Consider the following 21,086-nt stretch of genomic DNA (forward strand, 5'->3'; position numbering starts at 1 on the left):
ATCTATCTATTCTACTCCCTTACGGAGCATCTGCCTATACCACTGCCCGCCTTGTTGTTCTCTAATCGCATGATATTGCCAACCTTCTTTGCTAAGAGTGATGGTTATTTGTCCGCTTTCTCCAGTATCTAGCCAAGTACTCCCCGCTTCCTGATAACGTTCAATAACAAACTCACTCGGCATTCCCCACTGGTTGCCTTTGGCAAGAGAAGCTATCGCCAGCTGAGGAGACACCGCCTCAATAAACGACTTAATCGATGACGAATCGCTGCCATGATGCGGAACCAACATAACATCACTCCTTAGCTGTTCTCCTTCACGAGCAAGTAACCACTCACTTACCAGTTCAATATCACCAGTGAGCAACATTGAGAAATCAGCACTATGATCTGAGATCTTGACCACACACGAATGTGGGTTATACGCCCTCTTTACTTGCTTAGGCGGCCACAACACCTCAAAAACAACATCTTGCCAGTTCCAAACCTCTCCAATAGTACATGTTTGAATATTAGACGGGGCTTGAGTGATAGATTGGCGTTCTTGAATAATGTTCTGACTGGTTCTTATCCACTTTGGCGTATAGTTCTCAAGTAATGCCGGATAACCACCAGCATGGTCAGAATCGAAATGACTCACAATCACGCCTTCTAATTCATAAATCCCCCGCTGATTCAAAGTAGGAATCAACAAAGACTCAACAACCGAGCCTCCTGGCCACGCATTGCCAAGATCATAAACAACAATCTGATTGTTCTTTTCCAAGACCAAAGACAACCCATGCCCAACATCCAAGATATCAATAGTTAGTTTGTCTTGCTGGGGTTTGCTGAACTCCCACCACAGCACAAACACTGCAGTTACCAATATCGATAATGTTCGCTTGAAATACCGACTAACAAAGCTCAAAAACAAGATAAGGAATACTGATAATGCAATCGTCTGATTATCGACTTGGATCCAAAATCGCTCAGAGAAAGGAAGACTAAATACGAGAGGCTCAAGCGATAAGTCGACTAACTTCCACAGCTGACTGACCAAATCATTGTCTAGCGCTGTTATACCAACCACGCCAGACACTGACTCCGATATTAAGCTTAGAAACATTGCCAGAAACAACAGCGGGATCGTCACCATCGATACCCAAGGCAAAAGGAACAAGTTGTAGAAAACAGAGACTAAACTGACTCCTTTGAAAAACAACATCGAGGAAGGCGCGATAAGGAATGTCAGCATCAGTTGAAGCTTAATAAGTTGGAGTGCGTAGTCGATAGATGTAAAGCTTGAAGCTGAGCGCTGAGTATTACAGGCGATATAGAAAACAGCGCCCAATGCACCAAAGGACAACCAAAAACTGCTCGACAAAGCTGAAAACGGCCAAATCAGCAGAACCACGCACACACTTAAAGTAACATACCGAAGCAAACTGATATTTTGCCCACGCCACAAGAAATAACTCGCGATAACGCACATCACCAAAGCTCTCAAAGTTGGCAGCGTGAATCCAGCAAACCAACTATAGAAATACGCCAAGCCGAGCCCGAATATTGTAGGTAACCAAAGAAATGAAGGGGAAAGTAACCTTAATATCTTGCCAATCTGATAGCCGATACCAAAGGCAATCCCAATATGCAGCCCCGAAATAGCCATCAAGTGAATCAGGCCACTGCTTTTAAGCATATCCCACCGCTGAGGCGGAATAAGGTCTCGATATCCAAAACTCAAAGCGATAATGAGATCTTGATTTGCCAGCAGACTTAACCTTTCAAGGCTGGCTTCAAACCATTGGGCGCGTAAGTTGGTGCTAGAATGAATTCGGTACTTGGTATCTGCTCTGTAAGTTGCATTGGCAACCACGCCAGCACTAAACAAGTACTTTTCTCGGTCAAAGCCGGCTTCGTTGAGTTTGCCCCATATCGGCTTTATTGAGGCCGATAAATAGACATCATCTCCAAGCGTTAGCTTGAAAGGAGTAAACAAACGCAATTTTATCAATTGAGGAAAGATTAATTTTTCGCCGCCAATTGATCTGACTACTATTACGCTTTCAAAACCGTGGCTATTTTCACTAAAAAGGCTAACAACCGACGCATTTATGGTAGTATTCTGCCCTGATTGGAATAAGCGACTCGTTTGTATTTCAATCGCATTCCCTAGGCAGATAACTAGTATCAATGCTGTTACTGGACCTCTTGCACTCCGGAAAACGCTATACTTTGTTGGTGCTAGCAGTAACAACAGCATCAATGGTGCCCAAACCCAATGTGGCATCACAGGCCAGAAGCTGGCAGACACAACTGTCGCAGCAAATGAAATCAAGAACCAAGTGTTAAACAAGAGAGTAGCTTCCTCCTATGCCAAGAAAGTTTATCAAACGATTTATGCCTGACCATGATCTAATCAAGCGTCAGAAAGCATTGAAAGTTTTTGGCAATGTTTTGTACAACCCCAACTTATGGTGCCTTAATCGTCGCTCTGCGGCTGGCGCGTTTGCTGTTGGGTTATTCATGGCGTTTGTCCCTCTACCAAGTCAAATGATTATGTCTGCAGGCCTTGCTGTTGCATGTGGCGTTAACCTGCCTTTAGCTGTCGCACTTGTTTGGATCAGTAACCCGGTTACCATGCCTGTTCTCTTCTACTTTGCTTATAAAGTCGGGGCGTTTGTTATGCATGTGCCACCGCAAGCCTTCCATTTCGAATTGTCTTGGGACTTCATCTTGGCGCAAATGAGCACTATAGGGCCTCCGTTCTTATTGGGTTGTCTGATTTGTGGCGTGGTTTCAGCAATGATTGGCTACTTTGGTATTCGCGGTTTATGGCGCTACTCAGTAGTAAGAAGTTGGAAGAAGCGACAAGCAAGGCACTGAACGCCATTTCTTGTTATTCAATCTAACCTTGTATGCGCTTCACTTAAAACGTACACAAGTTAAAATCGGATGAGCTACTTACCTCTGCAAGATTGGCATGTAACGAAAGTCGTAAAGAACACGAATTGAATTCAATAAAAAAGGATCCCACTGGGATCCTTTTTTGTATCGACTGAAAACTGACGGCCTGTTATTTAGGCGAATGCTATTTAGAACTCAGCACTGAGGCTGGATTCAACTTCGCCGCGCGTGATGCTGGGTACCATGTCGCCAGTAAACTCAGCACAATCGCAGTGCCGGAAACCACAACAACATCCGTCATATCAAGTTGTGATGGCAAGAAGTCGACAAAATAGATATCACCGGACAAGAACTGGTGATCGACCAACTTTTCAAGTCCTTTGATTAGTGTCGTGAGATTAAGAGCGACTAGCACACCTATTGCACTGCCCACTAAACTGCCTAACACGCCTGAGAATACGCCCTGCCAAACAAAGATGCGCTTCACAAGGCCGTCTGATGCACCCATGGTTCTTAAAATCGCGATCTCTGATGCTCTGTCTTTTACTGCCATCATTAGCGTCGAGACAATATTGAAACAAGCCACACCAATAACCAGTACCATCACCAGATACATGATGGTACGAACGAGTTGGATATCTCGATACAAGAAACCAAACTTCTGCTGCCAGCTTCGTAGATACACATACACATCAAGCTGATTGCCCACTTCACGCACAATAGAGTTCGCGTTCAGCACATCGGTCACTTTTAAAGAGACTCCAGTTACCGCCTCACCTAAGTTGGCGTAGACCTGAGCATCACCAATCGGAATCAGAGCCAAGCTGTGGTCAATCTGGCCATTAAGCGTCAGCAAGCCAACCACTTTCACTCGAACACGCTTTGGCGCCTGAACCTTCACAGAACCGTTTACCGCTGGAATCATCAAAGTCAGATAATCACCGACTTTCGCACCCAGCACATTCGCTACACCAGAACCTAAGATGATTTGTTGTTGCCCTGCTTTAAACTCACTCCAAGCTTGCTTATCGATAAAACTCGACAGGCTCGATACTTGTTGCTCAAGTTGTGGGTCAACGCCGCGAACTTCAATTGCTTTGAGTTCTTTGCCCTTTTCAGCAAGCGCTGTAATTTTTACATAAGGCGCAGCAGCAACGACTTTATCGTGCTTAACCGACTCCTCAATCACGTGCTCCCAACGAGTCACAGGCTCATTCACGCCTTCAAATTCACCATGAGGAATGACAGAAAGTACTCGTGATTGAAGCTCTCGCTCAAAGCCATTCATCGCAGATAAGCCGATAATGATCACCGCGACACCAACCGCAATACCAATGGTCGAAGACAATGAGATGAACGACACCATCTTGTCTCGTTGTTTCGCACGGCTAAATCGGCCGCCTATCAATAGAGATAAAGAGGAAAACACTTAGCTCTCCTCTTTTTCTACGTTGACCAGTAAACCATCTTGCATGTGAAGTTGGCGATCCATCTTACCGGCAAGTTCACCATCGTGAGTCACGACCAAAAAGGCAGTATCGTATTCACGGTTCAGTTCACGCATTAAGTCGTAAATAGACAGTGCGGTGTTATGGTCAAGGTTACCGGTTGGTTCATCCGCCAACACTAGCGCAGGCTTATTCACCAATGCACGAGCAATCGCCACACGTTGCCTCTCGCCACCAGAAAGCTCTGAAGGTCGGTGGTCCACGCGGTGACTCAATCCAACTTTGTCCAACAAACGTTGTGCTTCTTGCTTTGCTTTAGCGGGCTTTTCGCCGCCAATCAATAACGGCATCGCCACGTTTTCTAAAGCTGAAAAGTCAGATAGAAGATGATGGAACTGATACACAAAGCCAAGATGCTGGTTGCGAAGCTTCGCCTGCTTATTCGAACTCAAAGATGCTAAATCTTGACCAAGAAAACTCACACTGCCCGCAGAAGCATCGTCTAATGCGCCTAAGATATGCAGTAAGGTACTTTTGCCCGAGCCAGAGGTACCGATGATTGATACTAGCTCACCCTTTTCGATGTCAAAGCTGACTCCCTTGAGCACCTCAGTATCTAACGAGCCTTCACGGTACGTTTTACGGATATCATTACATTGAAGAAAATTACTCATAACGAAGGGCCTCAGCAGGTTTCACAGACGATGCACGATAAGAAGGGAATACAGTGGCAATCAGGCTAAGTGCAATAGCCAGAACCACAACAACAGCGATTTGAATTGGGTTAATCAAAATTGGTAACTGTCCACCAAAGGAGAATAGAGCAACGCCCATCGCCTCTAAAATAGTATTAAGGTTCATCGCTAGAGCAACGCCTAACACACCACCAGAGAGCGCACCAATCACGCCACTACTTGCGCCTTGAACCATGAAGATCCCCATGACTTGACCATCAGTCATGCCTTGGGTCTTAAGAATCGCGACTTCAGACTGCTTCTCCATCACCACCATGATAAGTGCTGAGATAATATTGAAAGCAGCAACACCGATGATAAGCCCAAGCATTAAACCCATCATGTTTTTTTCCATACGAACGGCTTGGAATAGCTCACCTCGTTGGTCTCGCCAGTCGCTCCACAACCAACCTTCCGGTAATGGCTGAGTTGATAACTCTGCGACTTCAAACGGGTCTTCAAAAAATAGTCGCCAGCCTGAAATAGTGTCTGATTTATAACGCATCAAACGCCCAGCGTCTTGGATGTCTGTCACCATCAGTTGAGCGTCGATATCAGAACCTGTATTGAAAATACCGGCAACGGTGAAATTTCGTTGGCTTGGAATACGACCTAACGGGGTGTACTGGCTCGCGCTGGTCACCATCAGGCGAACTTTGTCACCCATAGATACCTTCAAATTTCTCGCCAAGGTGTGACCAAGAAATAGCTGATATTGCCCAGCTTGAAGTGAAGACAATCTGCCCGCAATCAAGTGGTTTTGAAGAGGGTCATCTGAATTAGGTTCAATACCGATTAATAGCCCCGCAGATAACTGAGCCGGACTCTGAATCACCGCCTCACTGCGGACAATCGGTTCAACGTGACCATTAAGCGAGATTTGCTCTGCAAAATTAGGCGCTTGGGCAGAAAGAGAGGTGGTGCCACCTTGCTCATAAACCACCGCTTGAGGAAGAACACCAAGAATTCGATCTTTTAACTGCGCTTCGAATCCATTCATTACCGATAAAACAGTAACCAAAGACAGCACACCAATGGTGATACCTGCCGTCGACATATAAGAAACAAAACGGCTAAAGCGATCACCTGAACGGCCTTTCAAATAGCGTAGGCCAACAAACAACGAAATAGGATGAAACATACTTTGAACCATCTAAAGGGGATGCGGGTTAATGTAACGGGTATTGCTGTTACTGTGTAGGGGGTAATTGAAAATATAGAGTGAATTAACTCAATTAGTTAGGCTTGAAAAACAGAACCTTGTCAAATAGCCAAATTTCAAACAACTATTTGAGACTTTCAATTAACTGACCTTGATTACTGCGGCCACATAGCGATAATCAATAGATCACTTCAAGGAACTAACGCATGACAGAACAAGAGTTTTTCACCGTTCACCATAGCCTTACCGCTAATATTGAACCAATGGACAGCGGCTTCACTTTACCTTCTCAAATTCAATTCGAATCTGAGATCCCAGCACCATTTGTGGTGGCAAGTGAATTTAGCCAATTGGATCTGTTAGCTGACAGCGCTCGAGCGGAACTGAAAAACAGCGACTTGAAGAATGTCACCAGTTTATTGGATGCACAAAACTCAAAATTAAACCTCTTGTTGAGCTTTATGTTATCGCAGCAAGATGATGAACAATTTCGTACCCACACGTATTCATTTGGCGCGAGTCAGTTCTCTTGTTTTTCCAAAACAGATATCGAAGCGGGTCGCTTAGTTAAAGCTAAGCTATTTATCGAGCACCCTGCCGCCGCTATTTATTGCTACGCGGAAGTCTTCGCTAGTGAACCTAAAGATTCAGGTTTCGAAATCAAATTCAAATATGCTCATCTTCGTGATACTGACCAAGACTTGCTGATCAAAGCTGCGCTTCATCAACAACAAAAGCTCTTACGTCAACGCTCTCTAGAACGAGATAACAAGTAAATAGACATGACAAAACAATCCATTTTTACACTACCTAAGCTCAAAGGTGCCGGTGATAAAAAACACATCGGTAACCTAGTTGGTTCATCTCTCGCGCTTGCTATCGCTAGACTTGCGGAGCAGCATAACAGCCATACTTTACTTGCAGTGCCCGATCCTCAAATCGCACTCAAGCTTCAATCAGAAATTGAACAGTTTACGTCACATGAAGTGGCACTATTCCCTGATTGGGAGACTCTGCCATACGACAGCTTCTCACCGCACCAAGAGATCATTTCTGACCGTATCGCTCGCCTTTATGCACTGCCAACGTTAAAAGATGGCATCACGATCGTACCGATCAGCACGCTACTACAACGTCAGTCGCCACGTGACTTCTTGTTGCAGCACACCTTAATGGTGAAAACGGGTGATCTGTACTCGTTAGAGAAGCTGCGTCTTCAACTTGAAAAGTCTGGCTATCGTTATGTAGACCAAGTGTTTGGCCCGGGTGAGTATGCGAGTCGAGGTTCAATTCTCGACTTGTTCCCAATGGGCAGCAAAGACCCGTATCGTATCGACTTCTTCGATGACGAGATCGACACCATCCGTACTTTCGATCCTGAAAATCAGCGCTCTATTGAAGACATCTCTGAGATCCGTTTGCTGCCAGCTCACGAGTTCCCAACCTCTGAAAGTGCTATTGAAGATTTCCGCATTCGCTGGCGCCAACAATTTGATGCGCGCCGTGAACCAGAATCGGTTTATATGCAGGTTTCAAAAGGCACTTGGCCCGCAGGTATTGAATACTGGCAGCCGCTGTTCTTCGACCATACTGAAACCTTATTTGATTATGTTGCCGATGAAGCGCAAATCCTCGTTCTAGGTGATGTCGAGACCGCGGTAGATTCATTCCTAACAGACGTTTCTCATCGATACGAACAACGCGGTGTTGACCCGTTACGACCACTGCTGAAACCAGAACAACTTTGGCTACAAAAAGACGAACTGTTCGCACATTTCAAACAAAAGCCACAGGTCAATCTGAGCTTAGATTCAATTGAAGAAAAAGCCGGACGTACCAACCTTCCGGTTGTGTCTCTGCCTGATCTCAGCGTTCAACATCAGAATAAAGAACCTTTGTCTAACCTAAGAAAGTTCACTGAAGCCTTCGACGGCAAAGTAGTCTTTTCGGTTGAATCTGAAGGTCGTCGTGAAGCGCTGAGTGAACTGCTTCGTGGTATTAAAGTACGACCAAGCGAAGTTGAAAACCTCGATGCCTCAATTAAAGGCAAAGACAAGTTCAGCCTCATCCTTGGCTCTGCTGAACACGGTTTTATCCATGAAGAGCAAAACATCGCCCTTATCTGTGAAAGCGACCTGTTGGGTGATCGCGTTGTTCAGCGCCGTAAGAAAGACAAAAAAAGTGTTAACAGCGACACTGTCATTCGTCACTTAGCCGAACTTAAACCAGGTCAACCTGTAGTGCACATTGACCACGGTATTGGTCGCTACATCGGCTTGCAGACACTCGAAGCCGGTGGCATGAAAACCGAATACGTGACACTTGAGTACCAAAACGATGCCAAGCTGTACGTGCCCGTTGCGTCTTTGAACCTTATTGGACGTTACTCTGGTGGCGCCGAAGAGTCTGCACCGCTACACAAACTAGGTGGTGAGGCGTGGCAAAAAGCGCGTAAGCGTGCCGCTGAAAAAGTACGTGACGTTGCTGCAGAGCTGCTGGATGTTTACGCCAAGCGTGAGCTTAAACCTGGCTATAAATTTGTTTTAGATCGCGGGCAATACGCAACCTTCAAATCTGGCTTCCCATTTGAAGAAACCGATGACCAAGCGATGGCAATCAATGCGGTGATGTCTGACATGTGCCAAGCAAAAGCCATGGACCGCTTAGTGTGTGGTGATGTTGGTTTTGGTAAAACAGAAGTCGCAATGCGCGCAGCATTCGTTTGTACGGATAACAGTAAACAAGTGGCGGTGTTAGTTCCTACTACCCTACTTGCTCAGCAACACTTCGAGAACTTCCGTGACCGTTTCGCCAACTTGCCTATTCGTGTTGAGGTTCTATCCCGATTCAAATCAGCTAAAGAGCAGAAGTTGATCATGCAAGATGTCGCCGACGGTAAGGTCGATATCTTAGTGGGTACTCACAAGCTACTTTCGAGTGATATTAAGTTTAAAGACCTTGGCTTGCTGGTTGTCGATGAAGAACACCGATTTGGTGTGCGTCAGAAAGAGAAAGTGAAAGCGATGCGTGCGGATGTCGATATTCTAACGCTTACTGCGACACCGATCCCGCGAACGCTGAACATGGCAATGAGTGGCATGCGTGACCTTTCGATCATCGCTACACCACCCGCACGACGCTTGGCAATTAAAACCTTCGTTCGCGAGAGTGATGATGCCATCGTCAGAGAAGCGGTGCTGCGTGAAATCATGCGTGGTGGCCAGGTTTACTTCCTACACAACCAAGTCGACACGATTGAGAAAACAGCAGAGTCATTGCAAAAGCTGATTCCAGAGGCGCGCGTGACTGTAGCTCATGGCCAGATGCGAGAGCGCGAACTGGAACGCATCATGAATGACTTCTACCACCAGCGCTTCAACTTACTGGTGTGTACAACCATCATTGAAACCGGTATCGACGTACCAACGGCAAATACCATCTTGATGGACAGAGCCGATAACCTTGGTTTAGCACAGCTGCACCAATTACGTGGTCGTGTAGGTCGTTCGCACCACCAAGCTTATGCTTACTTGTTAACGCCACACCCTAAAGCAATGACCAAAGATGCGATCAAGCGATTGGATGCGATTGCTTCGCTCGAAGACTTGGGCGCAGGCTTTACCTTAGCAACTCACGATTTAGAGATTCGTGGTGCGGGTGAGCTGTTAGGTGATGAACAGAGTGGTCAAATCCAGTCAGTTGGTTTCACCTTGTACATGGAGATGCTTGAACAAGCGGTTGAAGCATTGAAGGAAGGTCGAGAGCCATCGCTTGATGACCTACTGCGTGAACAAACTGAAATTGAGATGCGTTTGCCAGCACTATTACCAGATGACTACATCCCAGACATCAATACACGTTTGTCTACCTATAAGCGTATTGCGAGTGTGAGTGACTCCGACGAATTGGCAGAGTTGAAAGTCGAGCTGATTGATCGCTTCGGCCTTCTGCCTGATGCAACCAAGAACTTGTTATCAGTTTCTGAGCTAAAATTAGCCGCAGCGTCTATCAAAGCGAAGAAAATTGAAGCCCACGATAAGGGTGGATTCTTAGAATTCTACCCGGATGCTGACATAAACCCGACCTACCTTGTTAAACTGTTGCAATCTCAACCGCAAAAGTTTTCAATGGAAGGACCAACAAAGTTCAAGTTTACGATACCATTGATCGACAGACGGAAACGAATTCAATTTGTTAGTGATTTATTGGGCGAATTCAGACAAAACTTGCTGCCTTCAGCATAAGACCCAATCCACTTGCACATATAAATTATCCAGCCGGTAGTTCGGCTGGAAGACGGAGTAAAAATGAAAAGACTGATCCCACTGCTACTATTGTTCGTCTCACTGCCAAGTTTGGCGCAGAGACAATTTGATATAGAAGTGATCATTTTTAAGCGCGCTGTTGATGCAGAGAAGGTGAACGAATCTTGGCCAAATACACAGCCTAAGATTTCACTTGAACGCGTTGGTTCATTTCAAGATACCCAATACCGAGCAAAGAAAGGCGTTCAAATGCTACCTTACTCGGAATACAAGTTAACGCCTCAGAAAGACAAGCTACGTAAACACGCTGGCTTTGAAGTTCTGATGCATACCGCTTGGCGTCAAGGCGACCAAGGTAAGAGCTCGGCACCTGTTTTCCATATTCAAGCAGGTAAAGATTTCTCTAAACAGTTTAATGCTGATGGCTCTGAAAAAGGCGCAATCACTGCAGGCAGCGCTGATGGGTTCCAAGAAGAGACCATTGATAAGCCACTCTACGAATTAGACGGCAAGCTGCAAATCTACGTTCAGCACTACCTATACGCTGAAACGACATTAGATTTAAAAGCGCCAAGCGTTCGTGAAGTGACTCTACAAGAGCAACAAATTGAGCTAGATTCACCAGTAAGTGGCGCAGAAAGCAACGTCCAGGTGGGCAATCTAACTGAAATTTCTCCGACGGTTGAAGTCCAAGAGTTCCTTAAGAGCTACCGCATGGACCAAAAACGTCGTATGCGCAGTACAGAAACTCATTACCTTGACCACCCACTTCTTGGAATGGTGATTCAAGTTAGACGTGTAGCGCAGTAAATTACTTGCCGATTCGGCTATAATTATATAAATAATTCAATCCGCCCTCCTAGTGAGGGCGTTTTATTAAGTGCTATCTATCTTTATTCTGTACTGACTCTCTTTGCTCAGTACTTACACGTTACTTGGTACGCTCTATGAGCCCTGAATTTCAGATCAACACACAAAATCTTAGCCTTAAAATCATTGAGGCCTCAGATGCTCAAGAATTTTCTCAGCTGGTTAAGTCCTCCCCTAGCTTGCTGCCATGGGTCGACTGGTGTCATAAAGAGTTTTCTATCGTCGAGGCCGAGAAATTTATTCTGGCAACTCGCCTGAACTGGGTGAAAGCCGATGCGTTTGGCTTTGGCATCTTTGAACGAAAAAGCGATAAGTTAGTCGGTATGGTTGCCATTAATGAGCTTTACCACACCTTTAATATGGCGAGTTTAGGTTATTGGGTCGGTGATGACTTTCAAAGGAGAGGGATCGCCAAAGAAGCGATGTTCGCCCTATTTGAATTTTGTTTCGCGCAACTCAAGTTAACGCGTTTGGAAATTGTCTGCGATACCGAGAACCTACCCAGCCAAAAGTTGATCGAGAAGTGTGGCGCTGAGCGAGAAACCATTGCCCAGAATCGATTTCTGTTTAACGGTAAGCCGAAAGATGGCGTGGTTTATTCTGTGCTACCTCCAACGTCTTAACAGCAGAAATGAGTTCAACACCTGCGATAATCCATAATCGACACGATCAAAAAAGAGCTCCGAAGAGCTCTTTTTTATTATGAGCGTAATGCTCTGAGAAGGCTTACCTGATTAGTGAAGCTTTAGGTTTGGACGAAGTACACGGTTAATACGACCAACCAGCATCATCAGTGATGTTTTGATTAAGCCGTGAAGCGCCATCTGGTGCATGCGGTACAAAGAGATGTAAACCACACGAGCAATACGACCTTCGACCATCATCGAGCCTTTCGTCAGGTTACCCATCAAACTACCTACCGTAGAGAAACGGCTAAGTGAAACTAGCGAGCCTTTGTCTTTGTAGATGTAGTCTTTCAGGTCACGACCGTTCAACTTAGCAATGATGTTGCTGAATGCACAGCTTGCCATTTGGTGAGCCGCTTGTGCACGTGGCGGAACGAATGAACCGTCTGCTTGTGTACATTGCGCCAAGTCACCGATTGCAAAGATGTTGTCATCCAGTGTTGTTTGCAGCGTGTTCTTCACAACCAACTGGTTGATACGGTTGGTTTCAAGACCACCGATATCTTTCATGAAATCTGGTGCTTTGATACCTGCTGCCCATACCATGATTTGAGCTGGGATCTTGTCACCATCTTTGGTTGTTAGGCCGTCAGAATCCGCCTGAGTCACCATCGTATTCGTACGAACGTTCACACCAAGCTTGGTTAGCTCAGAGTGTGCTGCACTTGAAATACGAGGAGGTAGAGCTGGAAGAATACGCTCACCCGCTTCAACTAGGTTTACGTTCAGCTTGCTTGAATCTAGGTCGCCGAAGCCGTAAGTACGAAGTTCTTTAACGGCGTTGTGTAGCTCTGCAGAAAGCTCTACACCAGTTGCACCAGCACCAACAATCGCGATGTCTACCGTGCCTTGACCGTTCTTAGCGTGAAGCTTTAAGAACTGATTGTTCATTTCTGTACGGAAACGGTGTGCTTGCTCTGGGCTATCAAGGAAAATACAGTTGTCACGAACGCCTGGAGTGTTGAAGTCGTTTGACGTTGAGCCTAGCGCCATCACTAGAATATCGTATTCAAGTTCACGGCTTGGCATCAGCAGTTCACCGTGCTCGTCTGTAAGCTCGCTTAGTGCAATCACTTTACGCTCACGATCGATGTCGTTCAGGCTGCCCATTTGGAAATCGAAGTAATGGTTTTTTGCGTGCGCACGGTAGCTTAATGCATCAACACCTTCATCCAGTGAGCCCGTTGCTACTTCATGAAGTAATGGTTTCCATAGGTGGCTTGCTTTACGGTCTACCAGAGTAATCTGGGCACGTTTCTTACGACCTAAAGTGCGGCCTAGCTTAGTTGCTAGTTCTAAACCACCAGCACCGCCGCCTACTACGATAATTTTTGTCACAATGACAATCCTCTACAAAATGAATAAATGGGGTTCGGCTCGATTACTCCAACCGATAAATTCTATGTATCTACTCGGCCTTGAATGCGAAGGCTGTTACAAATTGGGTTACCGCGAAAAAGAATAACGACAGCTCACCGAGTAGTTAGAGGGGTTACAAACAACAAATAATGGTTTGTTGCTTTGCTCACGTGGATAAAAAAGGTGACTACCTGAGAGGCAGAACACAAATTATGGGCAAGTTTTTTCACTCGCTCTCAATTTTTTTTGATATTTGTCAAAATGTTTTGCTTGGGAACATTATATATAGCAAAAAGATGACCGCAACAAAAAAATCCTTACCCTCAATGAGGATTCGCGACTAATTAGTTAACGTTTGCGCAAACTGATCTATAAATGCACAAACCGACCGATAAAACATATACAACTACTTTATCAATACCAATCTCTAAGATTCAGATGTGAAAAAGCAGCACTCATTGAGCACTGCTTTTATAAAACATCTGGATTGATTAAGCGTTTTTGAACGCTTTCATTGCTTGAAGATGTTGAGAGATCTTTTTGAATTTATGACTCTCTTTCTCATCCCAGATTACATCATAGTAATCTTCTAGCGCGGCAGCTGTTTTGGTATTGTCGTGAATTTCATCTTCACGAGAAAGCACCACTAAACAGCGTCCTTTGTTTTTCATACGGTACTGAGCAACACATTTAGTTGCGATGTCTTCGTACTCTTCTGGACGGTCAATTCGACCTACCATGTTGTTCTCAGGGTGCAGATTAGGGTTGAACACCACCTGCTTAATCCCACATAAGAAACCAATACGCTCAGACCAAAAACCACCTAAACCTACACCACAAATAATGGGATGCGGATCATCGGATTGCTCTATCACCTTATGCACTTCTTTTAGCAGATGCTGCATATCGTGTTTTGGATGCAAAGTACTGTAGTTGATGAAACGAACGTCATCATCAATGAATTGCAACTGCAGTATTTTTTCGTGATTGCCCGGGCTTGTTGAGTCGAAGCCATGTAGATAGATAATCATTGTACCTCCCCCGTTGAATATTGGTACGTTTTGATCAATCTAACACGAAAAACAAGGTTTTAAAGGTAACAGCTGAGAAATTATATTTTTCACTTCCTAAACGTGATCCTAGCTACATAAAGTGTGACTCAGAGCCTCCGCTTCACGCAGATAACTTTCATCGCCCCAAAGCTGATGAGCAAGTAAATACCATAGCATCGCCATCATCTGGCTTCTTGGTAACCATGCTTCTACACCATCAAGCCAAGGCTGAACATCATGGATTCCTCGCAGCTGACAGTACTTCTCAACCGCTTCTGTGACTGGCGCGCCAGCAACCGCAATGGTTAATGTTAAATCGAGCCTAGGGTCTGCGAGCGCAGCGTATTCCCAATCAATAATCTTAATGCAGTCACTGTTTCTCACTAGGTTATAACCACCTAAGTCAAAATGGCACAAAGACAGGTCAACATTGGTAATACTCGGAGCCACGCGCCACTCTTGATAAATCTTAGTGCAGGCTTCAGTCTTATGAATCGCATCAAGCTGCAGCCAGTAATGGTCGACTCGCGCCGTGAAACTGAATGGTTGCAGTGGTAATCGCGCAGTATTAACCAGATGAACAGAGATCAGCGTTTTCAACAGGTCATCGAGTTCTAGATCTTCGTAAAGTGTCTCACCCGCAATCCACTCAACCAGTAACCCCTGCTCATTCACTACCATTGGGCTTGGCCCGATACCGAGTCGCTCAATGGCAGACAGCACTTGGTACTCTTCATGGCGAGAAATGAAGAACGCTTTGGTGATAGGTGTGGTTGGCCGCCAAACATACGCAGTACCATCGGCATCGACCAACTTCCAACATCGATTGGTCAAACCGCCTGTTAATGTCTGTGCTCTAACTGGAGGCTCAGAAAAGTAACCGTCAAGCGAACTCAAACTGGTATCAAGAAGCTTAGCCTCAGACCAAGAAAAAATTGCCATATTTACTCCCTATAAACGTCTTAACTGCCCTATAAACGTCTTCATTCCCTACAAAAAAGACACTGACCAAAAGCCAGTGTCTCTTCATAAACAGCACATCATGCACTGCATTGGCGTGTGACCAAGCTATACGCTGTCAAGATTAAGCGCTGCCAATACTAGACATTGTCAAATCCGGCTGCGCATAGTTGGCAAGTAAGCGAAATTAAAGGCCTAGTAGGCTCTTAGATTGTTGCTTACGGATTTCAGTCTCGTCAGCCCATTCAATCAAGCCAGACTCAAGATCCATTAGACGCATCGTCATTTTGTAGTATACGTCTTCATCGCTACCCGCTTTCTTAACGATGCTTGATAGGTTGCCGTACAGCATGTACTGAGCACCAACCATTTTACCGAATTGAATCGCTGAACTTTGGTTTACAAGCTCATCGTTGTTTTGGAAGTTCAATTGGTCACGAACAGACTCTACACGGTCCATATCAACGAAACGGAACTTACCAGAGTTCAGCATCTTAGTACTGATAGTGTCAGTGATTGACTCAGTATCGATGTGCTCACTTGTTTTGTTCTTGATTCGCTCTACAAACACGATTGGACGCTGTTCACGAGTAATGTAAGACACAGAACCAGACGCCATCATGCTATCGACCATTTCACCCGCAATCGTTTGAAGGTCAGTTGAACCGAAATCGATTGTCGTGGTTTCTACTGCTTGTGCATCACCGTAGCTTACCTTGTTTGAACAACCGCCTAAAATAACCGCTAAACCTAGTAGCGCAATGACACTCTTTTTCATTTTGTTTCCTCAACTTATCACTGAGCGGGGTTACCCACACTCTTAAATTCTTGTATTTACGAATCATGAGACCCGTTTAATCTAACTTACTGCTCTCGGAACTGGACTCTGAACTGAGTCGCTTTCGGGTTTACCGACACTTCCGACAACGAAATACTTTCAAAACCACGAACAATCGCTTGCTTCCAAGGACCTTGTTTAAGGTTGACCTCAAGCCCGGCATCGTCGTACCAGTAAAAACGATAAAGAATATGTTGATCGCCTTTATAGTTACTGTTTAAACGAACGATTCCTCGCGTATGACCGTCGACCAGATCGGTGCGAATATCTTCAACCTGTAAACGGCTGCCCAATACCTTGTCACCAAAGAAAACGTTCTGAGTCAGACTATCGACCCTTACGCCAGCTGTATTATCAGCACAACCAGCCAGAGCCATAACCGCTGCTAAGCTCACTAACCACTTTTTCATTACAGCCTCCCTAGCTGTTTATGCCACATTGTTGCATTGTTTCCTTGTCGAGAAATCCACACCAAGGTGGTCTGCCCTTCTCGAATATCAAAGTCGTACGTTTTAGCGCCCGCTTCCAACGTATATTGACCGCTATTTGCTACAAACGTACTGCTCTTAATCTCTGCAGGTAATGATTGCCAACTGCGAGTGTCTGGTTGCTCTGTCAGTGTGTTCCACACGTTGAACAGAATATTACCGACATCATCGCCTTTGGTTGCTTCTTTTCGAATGCGATCTTTCGCGACTACACGTAGCGCTTGGCGAATAACAATGCTTGTCATACGTTCCGATAGATCGTTCTGCGCCATCGCGTTTACATCAGTGATCAAATGTTCTTGTAGCGGCTGTCCGCTGATTCGCAAGGCAGAAAAACGCTCTACGTTTTGACTTGGGTAATATGGCAGCGCAAGAGAGTATATTGCCCCCTGATCGCGACTGTCATAAACAGGCAAATCCAGTCGCCAACTGTCCATAGCTTGCACAGCGCTCTGCTCTTGAAGAACAATCACTCGCCCTTCACCTGCACTAAGTTTAGAAGATTGCTTATAGCGTTTTTCTAATGTTGCTAAATCTTGTCGCATCCCTAAACGAGCGGCTGTTGCCATGGTTCTATCGATGATTTCTTGGTTATCTGGCATCACAGCCAAAGCACGACGATAGTCAACGTAGGCGCTGTTTAAATCATTTGACGCTTCATAAAGCAGACCAGACAAGAACATCAGATACGCATTCTGTACTGACTGCAGTTTCTTACCCGCATCAGGGTAATTGGCAAGGATGCTACCCACATTGGCAGACAAGCCTTGCTTCTTCGCATCGCTGGCTGCTTTGTCTAACTCAGCCTCGCGTTGCTTCTTCGCTTGTTCTTGAACTTGGTTGGCGCGACGCATTTCAATCACCGCACCTTCTAAATCGTTTTTCTTGAGGTAATTTAAACCGAGATACAGATGAAGAAAGCCCAACTCGTAATCGGCTGGCACATACTCGGTAATATTGTCATTCACAGCCAACGCACCCACACTGGTTGCACTGTCTGAGATTGAGATCACGGCTTTGCGTTGCTGCTCAGTAACCGCCTGATCAGCCACTTCAAACGAAGCCTTACTCTCAGGGTATTTTTGATCCAGCAGATTAATTCTGCCTCTTTCAAAGTTATCAAGGATGTCGCCTGCCGCGTAATCTGGTAGCTCTTGCTGAGCCTCTGAATAATCTCCAGATTTAACGGCTTGGTAGATCGCTTTGTTTTGTGCGCTGTAATGACTGAACAGGCTTCCTGCAGACATACTCGCACAACCTACGGTCAACGCCGATAACAGGGCAATGGAAGCGAATCTAAACTGTTGCTTCACTTATCGTCTCCGTGCATGTTTAAAATGCCAACTTTATTAGGGTCTGCTGACCTTTAATGGTCTCATTATCAAAACGAAACGCGTTGTAAAAAGGATCTCAAGCCAGTTGAAACCCTACTTATTTAGCCTCTGCCTAAGCGATGCCGACATTCAGACAACAGATAGAACTTAAAGTTGGCATACAAACTACAAATTTTCCAACTAACTACTTGTGTTAAACCACTAATGAGCGCGTTTAAACTAGCTCATTAGCTTTCATTAACTCGTTAGCTTTTCATTAGCTCATTAACTTTTTATTAGCTCATTAATAGGGGGCCAAGTGGACGGCCGCCAACCAAGTGCATGTGAATATGATAAACCTCTTGGCCACCGTGAGAGTTACAGTTCACGATAAGACGATAGCCATCTTCTGCAATGCCCTCTTCTTTTGCTAACTTGCGAGCAACAGTAAACATGCGCCCCATCATCGCTTCATCTTCGACTTCAACATCGTTAGTTGTCGGAATCAGCTTGTTTGGGATGATTAGGATATGGCTTGGCGCGCGAGGGTTAATATCGCGAAATGCGGTTACTAAATCGTCTTGGTATAGTAGATCTGCTGGGATTTCTTTGTTGATGATCTTAGTAAAAATGGTTTCTTCAGCCATGTTTCTCTCCGATAAAACATTTATTTTTTAATGCTTTGAGTATGCGCTATGCCGCATCAAACCACAATAAATCTGCTTTAAAGCATAATAAAAAACACCGTTCAAATCAAAGAAAACGAGCCTTAGCTCTCAAGAATGGCATGTTGGTTATAACTGAGCGCTATTTTTGACGTGTGCGTCATAAAATGCGTAAGCCGAGCTCAATAGAATGCTGATAATTTTGTTAGTTTTACTTTGACCTGACATTAGGTCTGCATTTTTATTTAGGGAGAAAGCCATGAAGGGATCTGTGATCAAGCGTATGTACGCTGGTTTCGCACTGATCATCATCATGTTCGCAGTCACGATAACCATCATGATGAACAGCATGAATCAGATACACAGCAATTTTGAGAGTGTCTCAGAAACCTCATTACCACTTGTCGCGCTTTCAAATCAAACGAGTGTTCAATTGCTTTCTGCTGATAAGTCATTCAAAGATTTCTTAACCACACAAAACGCTGAACGCATGTCTGCAATGCGTACAGAATTTGCTGCATCACAAAACTCGTTTTCAGAAGTTCTCGGTAGTTTAGAAGCGGCAAGCCAAAACAATGCTTCACTTGTTGAACGTATCGCGCAATTAAGAGCAATGGAAGAACGCTACTTCGCCGAAGCTGACGAAGCGATGAACAACTACGTCGCGATGTTCGAAGCACAAGAACAAGTACAAAAAGCGTCTCGTGACTTCCAACGCTTACATTCAGAATTAACCGTTGGTATGAAAGAGTACGTTGCCGACCAAAAAAGCATCTCTGTAAAAGTGATGGCAAAGAGCTACTTCATCAAACTGCAAGACGCAGAAGTTATTACCTCTGATGCACTTGCTAGCTCTGATGTTGCCTTCGTTCAAAAAGCCGTTAACCAAAACAAAAAGGCCGTTACTCATCTTAACTACGCTTATCGAGGTCTATCAACACAACTACCAGCACTTAAAAATGTCTTTGATGAATCAGTTCAAAAGTTCACCAAAGATGTTGGTCAGAAAGGCGGTGTCTTGGACAAACACAACAACTACTTGAAAGCGAAAGAAGCTCTGTATATCAACATTGCAAACCTAGCCGTAGAAGTTGACCAAGCGATGGCTGTTTTGGACTCATTCAACGTGACCGCTGAAGAGCAACTCAACTCATCACTAGCAGACGCAAGCAGCATCTACGACAAAGGCCTATTCAACGCGATTGCCATTGGCATTGTTGTGACTGTGTTCGCTGCTGCGATTGGTTACCACATTGCACACAGCGTACGAGAGCCATTAACTCGCATCCTCGGTACATTAGAAGGTCTAACTGAAGGTGATATGACTCAGCGTATCGATATTCGCTACGACAACGAATTCAGCCGCGTGAGCCGTCACATCAACACCTTGGCTGACAACCTGCACAATATCCTTGTGAAGTTGAATGATGCTTCAGATGACTTAACTAAGACTGCAAGCGTCAACCAGAAGACGTCATCTGAAACGCAGGCTCAATTGAACAGCCAACGTGAGCAAACCGCGACTGTTGCGACCGCAATGACAGAGATGTCTCATTCTGTACAAGAAGTGGCGAACAGCGCGCAAAGCTCACTCACCATGGTTCAACAAGTAGAATCGGCTTCTGAGTCTGGTCGTCAGATCATGAACACCAACATCAGCACCATTAATCAGCTTGAAGTTCGCCTTACTGAATCAGTGGGCGCTGTAGGCGAGCTACAACAGATGAGTAGCCAGATTGGTTCAATCCTTGACGTTATTCGTGGTATTGCTGAACAGACCAACCTACTTGCACTTAATGCGGCAATCGAAGCAGCGCGTGCAGGTGAACAAGGTCGTGGTTTTGCAGTCGTTGCCGATGAAGTACGAGTGCTAGCACAGAAGACCACTCAATCAACCTCTGAAATCGAGACTATGATCAGCAATCTGCAATCAAGCTCGAAAACTGCAAGTAACGTAATTGAAAGCTGTATGAGCGATATGGACATGTCGGTTCAACAAGCTTCAAGTGCAAACAGTGCGATGGAAGAGATCCAAGCCTTGATTCTAGAGATCAGCCACATGAGTACACACATCTCTCAAGCAGCCGCTGAGCAGAGTGAAACGTCTGGTGATATTGCACGCAACATCGAAGACATCAACCACATCGCAGATAAGAGTTACCAAGCGATGTCTTCAATTGCGGAGGCAAGCCAAAACCTAACAATTTTGGCGAATCAGCAAGGTGATTTAGTACATCAATTCAAACTATAGATAAATGAAGAATCGATAGATATTTAGTGAGATTGTTGAGACTTCTTACCCAATAGTGGTGACTAATTGAGCTAGGGCAACTTTTATCAAGGGTTGCCCTTGTTTTT

17 protein-coding genes are annotated in these 21,086 nt (G+C 45.1%); 6 read left to right on the forward strand and 11 right to left on the reverse strand.

From position 1 onward, the window contains the following. Positions 1 to 6 precede the first annotated feature (6 nt). Positions 7 to 2,337 carry a DNA internalization-related competence protein ComEC/Rec2 gene (locus tag AB4138_RS01830; RefSeq protein ID WP_372304798.1) on the reverse strand — a complete coding sequence of 777 codons (2,331 nt, stop codon included), beginning with the start codon at positions 2,335 to 2,337 and terminating at the stop codon, positions 7 to 9. Between the two features lie 17 nt (positions 2,338 to 2,354). Between AB4138_RS01830 and AB4138_RS01835 the strand changes: the two genes are divergently transcribed. Next, positions 2,355 to 2,867, forward strand: coding sequence for a DUF2062 domain-containing protein (locus AB4138_RS01835; RefSeq protein WP_017060232.1), 513 nt, complete (start codon positions 2,355 to 2,357; stop codon positions 2,865 to 2,867). A gap of 205 nt (positions 2,868 to 3,072) precedes the next feature. On the opposite strand, the gene lolE is transcribed toward AB4138_RS01835, so the two are convergent. The 3 genes from lolE to lolC are packed head-to-tail and all read right to left on the reverse strand — an operon-like array spanning position 3,073 to position 6,211. Then, the gene (gene lolE, locus AB4138_RS01840) at positions 3,073 to 4,317 is read right to left on the reverse strand and encodes a lipoprotein-releasing ABC transporter permease subunit LolE (protein WP_017060231.1); all 1,245 of its coding nucleotides are present in this window, start codon (positions 4,315 to 4,317) and stop codon (positions 3,073 to 3,075) included. Next, positions 4,318 to 5,010, reverse strand: a complete 693-nt coding sequence (gene lolD, locus AB4138_RS01845) for a lipoprotein-releasing ABC transporter ATP-binding protein LolD (RefSeq protein ID WP_372304800.1) — start codon at positions 5,008 to 5,010, stop codon at positions 4,318 to 4,320. It abuts the gene before it with no gap. Then, the gene (lolC, locus tag AB4138_RS01850; RefSeq protein WP_372304803.1) at positions 5,003 to 6,211 is read right to left on the reverse strand and encodes a lipoprotein-releasing ABC transporter permease subunit LolC; all 1,209 of its coding nucleotides are present in this window, start codon (positions 6,209 to 6,211) and stop codon (positions 5,003 to 5,005) included. Before lolC ends, lolD begins: the two co-directional genes overlap by 8 nt. Positions 6,212 to 6,438: 227 nt before the next feature. Between lolC and AB4138_RS01855 the strand changes: the two genes are divergently transcribed. From AB4138_RS01855 to AB4138_RS01870, 4 genes are all read left to right on the forward strand, one after another. Then, a complete protein-coding gene (locus AB4138_RS01855; RefSeq protein ID WP_372304806.1) occupies positions 6,439 to 7,008 on the forward strand; it encodes a PilZ domain-containing protein in 570 nt (189 codons plus the stop codon). Positions 7,009 to 7,014: 6 nt separating this feature from the next. Then, on the forward strand, positions 7,015 to 10,476 hold the full coding sequence (mfd, locus tag AB4138_RS01860) for a transcription-repair coupling factor (RefSeq protein ID WP_372304809.1): 3,462 nt from the start codon (positions 7,015 to 7,017) through the stop codon (positions 10,474 to 10,476). A 63-nt stretch (positions 10,477 to 10,539) separates the two neighbouring features. Continuing rightward, complete coding sequence (locus tag AB4138_RS01865; RefSeq protein WP_017065298.1) at positions 10,540 to 11,307, forward strand: peptidoglycan binding protein CsiV; 768 nt, start codon at positions 10,540 to 10,542, stop codon at positions 11,305 to 11,307. A 137-nt stretch (positions 11,308 to 11,444) separates the two neighbouring features. Then, positions 11,445 to 11,990 carry a GNAT family N-acetyltransferase gene (locus tag AB4138_RS01870; protein ID WP_017060225.1) on the forward strand — a complete coding sequence of 182 codons (546 nt, stop codon included), beginning with the start codon at positions 11,445 to 11,447 and terminating at the stop codon, positions 11,988 to 11,990. Between the two features lie 111 nt (positions 11,991 to 12,101). Here AB4138_RS01870 and AB4138_RS01875 read toward each other — a convergent pair whose 3' ends face one another. From AB4138_RS01875 to hinT, 7 genes are all read right to left on the reverse strand, one after another. Then, complete coding sequence (locus AB4138_RS01875; RefSeq protein WP_009847154.1) at positions 12,102 to 13,391, reverse strand: NAD(P)/FAD-dependent oxidoreductase; 1,290 nt, start codon at positions 13,389 to 13,391, stop codon at positions 12,102 to 12,104. 512 nt (positions 13,392 to 13,903) lie between these two features. Next, a complete protein-coding gene (gene ycfP, locus AB4138_RS01880) occupies positions 13,904 to 14,443 on the reverse strand; it encodes an alpha/beta hydrolase YcfP (protein ID WP_009847155.1) in 540 nt (179 codons plus the stop codon). A 108-nt stretch (positions 14,444 to 14,551) separates the two neighbouring features. Then, positions 14,552 to 15,406, reverse strand: a complete 855-nt coding sequence (locus tag AB4138_RS01885; protein ID WP_017060224.1) for a phosphotransferase — start codon at positions 15,404 to 15,406, stop codon at positions 14,552 to 14,554. A gap of 205 nt (positions 15,407 to 15,611) precedes the next feature. Further along, positions 15,612 to 16,202, reverse strand: a complete 591-nt coding sequence (gene lpoB, locus AB4138_RS01890) for a penicillin-binding protein activator LpoB (protein WP_017060223.1) — start codon at positions 16,200 to 16,202, stop codon at positions 15,612 to 15,614. 86 nt (positions 16,203 to 16,288) lie between these two features. Then, a complete protein-coding gene (locus AB4138_RS01895) occupies positions 16,289 to 16,672 on the reverse strand; it encodes a YcfL family protein (protein ID WP_017060222.1) in 384 nt (127 codons plus the stop codon). Then, positions 16,672 to 18,063 (reverse strand): COG3014 family protein, encoded by a 1,392-nt coding sequence (locus AB4138_RS01900; protein WP_017065296.1) that lies wholly within the window; start codon positions 18,061 to 18,063, stop codon positions 16,672 to 16,674. Before AB4138_RS01900 ends, AB4138_RS01895 begins: the two co-directional genes overlap by 1 nt. A gap of 296 nt (positions 18,064 to 18,359) precedes the next feature. Next, positions 18,360 to 18,710 carry a purine nucleoside phosphoramidase gene (gene hinT, locus AB4138_RS01905; protein WP_017065295.1) on the reverse strand — a complete coding sequence of 117 codons (351 nt, stop codon included), beginning with the start codon at positions 18,708 to 18,710 and terminating at the stop codon, positions 18,360 to 18,362. A 277-nt stretch (positions 18,711 to 18,987) separates the two neighbouring features. Between hinT and AB4138_RS01910 the strand changes: the two genes are divergently transcribed. Continuing rightward, entirely contained in the window at positions 18,988 to 20,979 is a 1,992-nt protein-coding gene (locus AB4138_RS01910; protein ID WP_372304812.1) for a methyl-accepting chemotaxis protein, read from the forward strand. Positions 20,980 to 21,086: the final 107 nt, after the last annotated feature.

The organism is Vibrio sp. 10N.286.52.C3, assembly GCF_041468865.1.
Classification (GTDB): domain Bacteria; phylum Pseudomonadota; class Gammaproteobacteria; order Enterobacterales; family Vibrionaceae; genus Vibrio; species Vibrio crassostreae_C.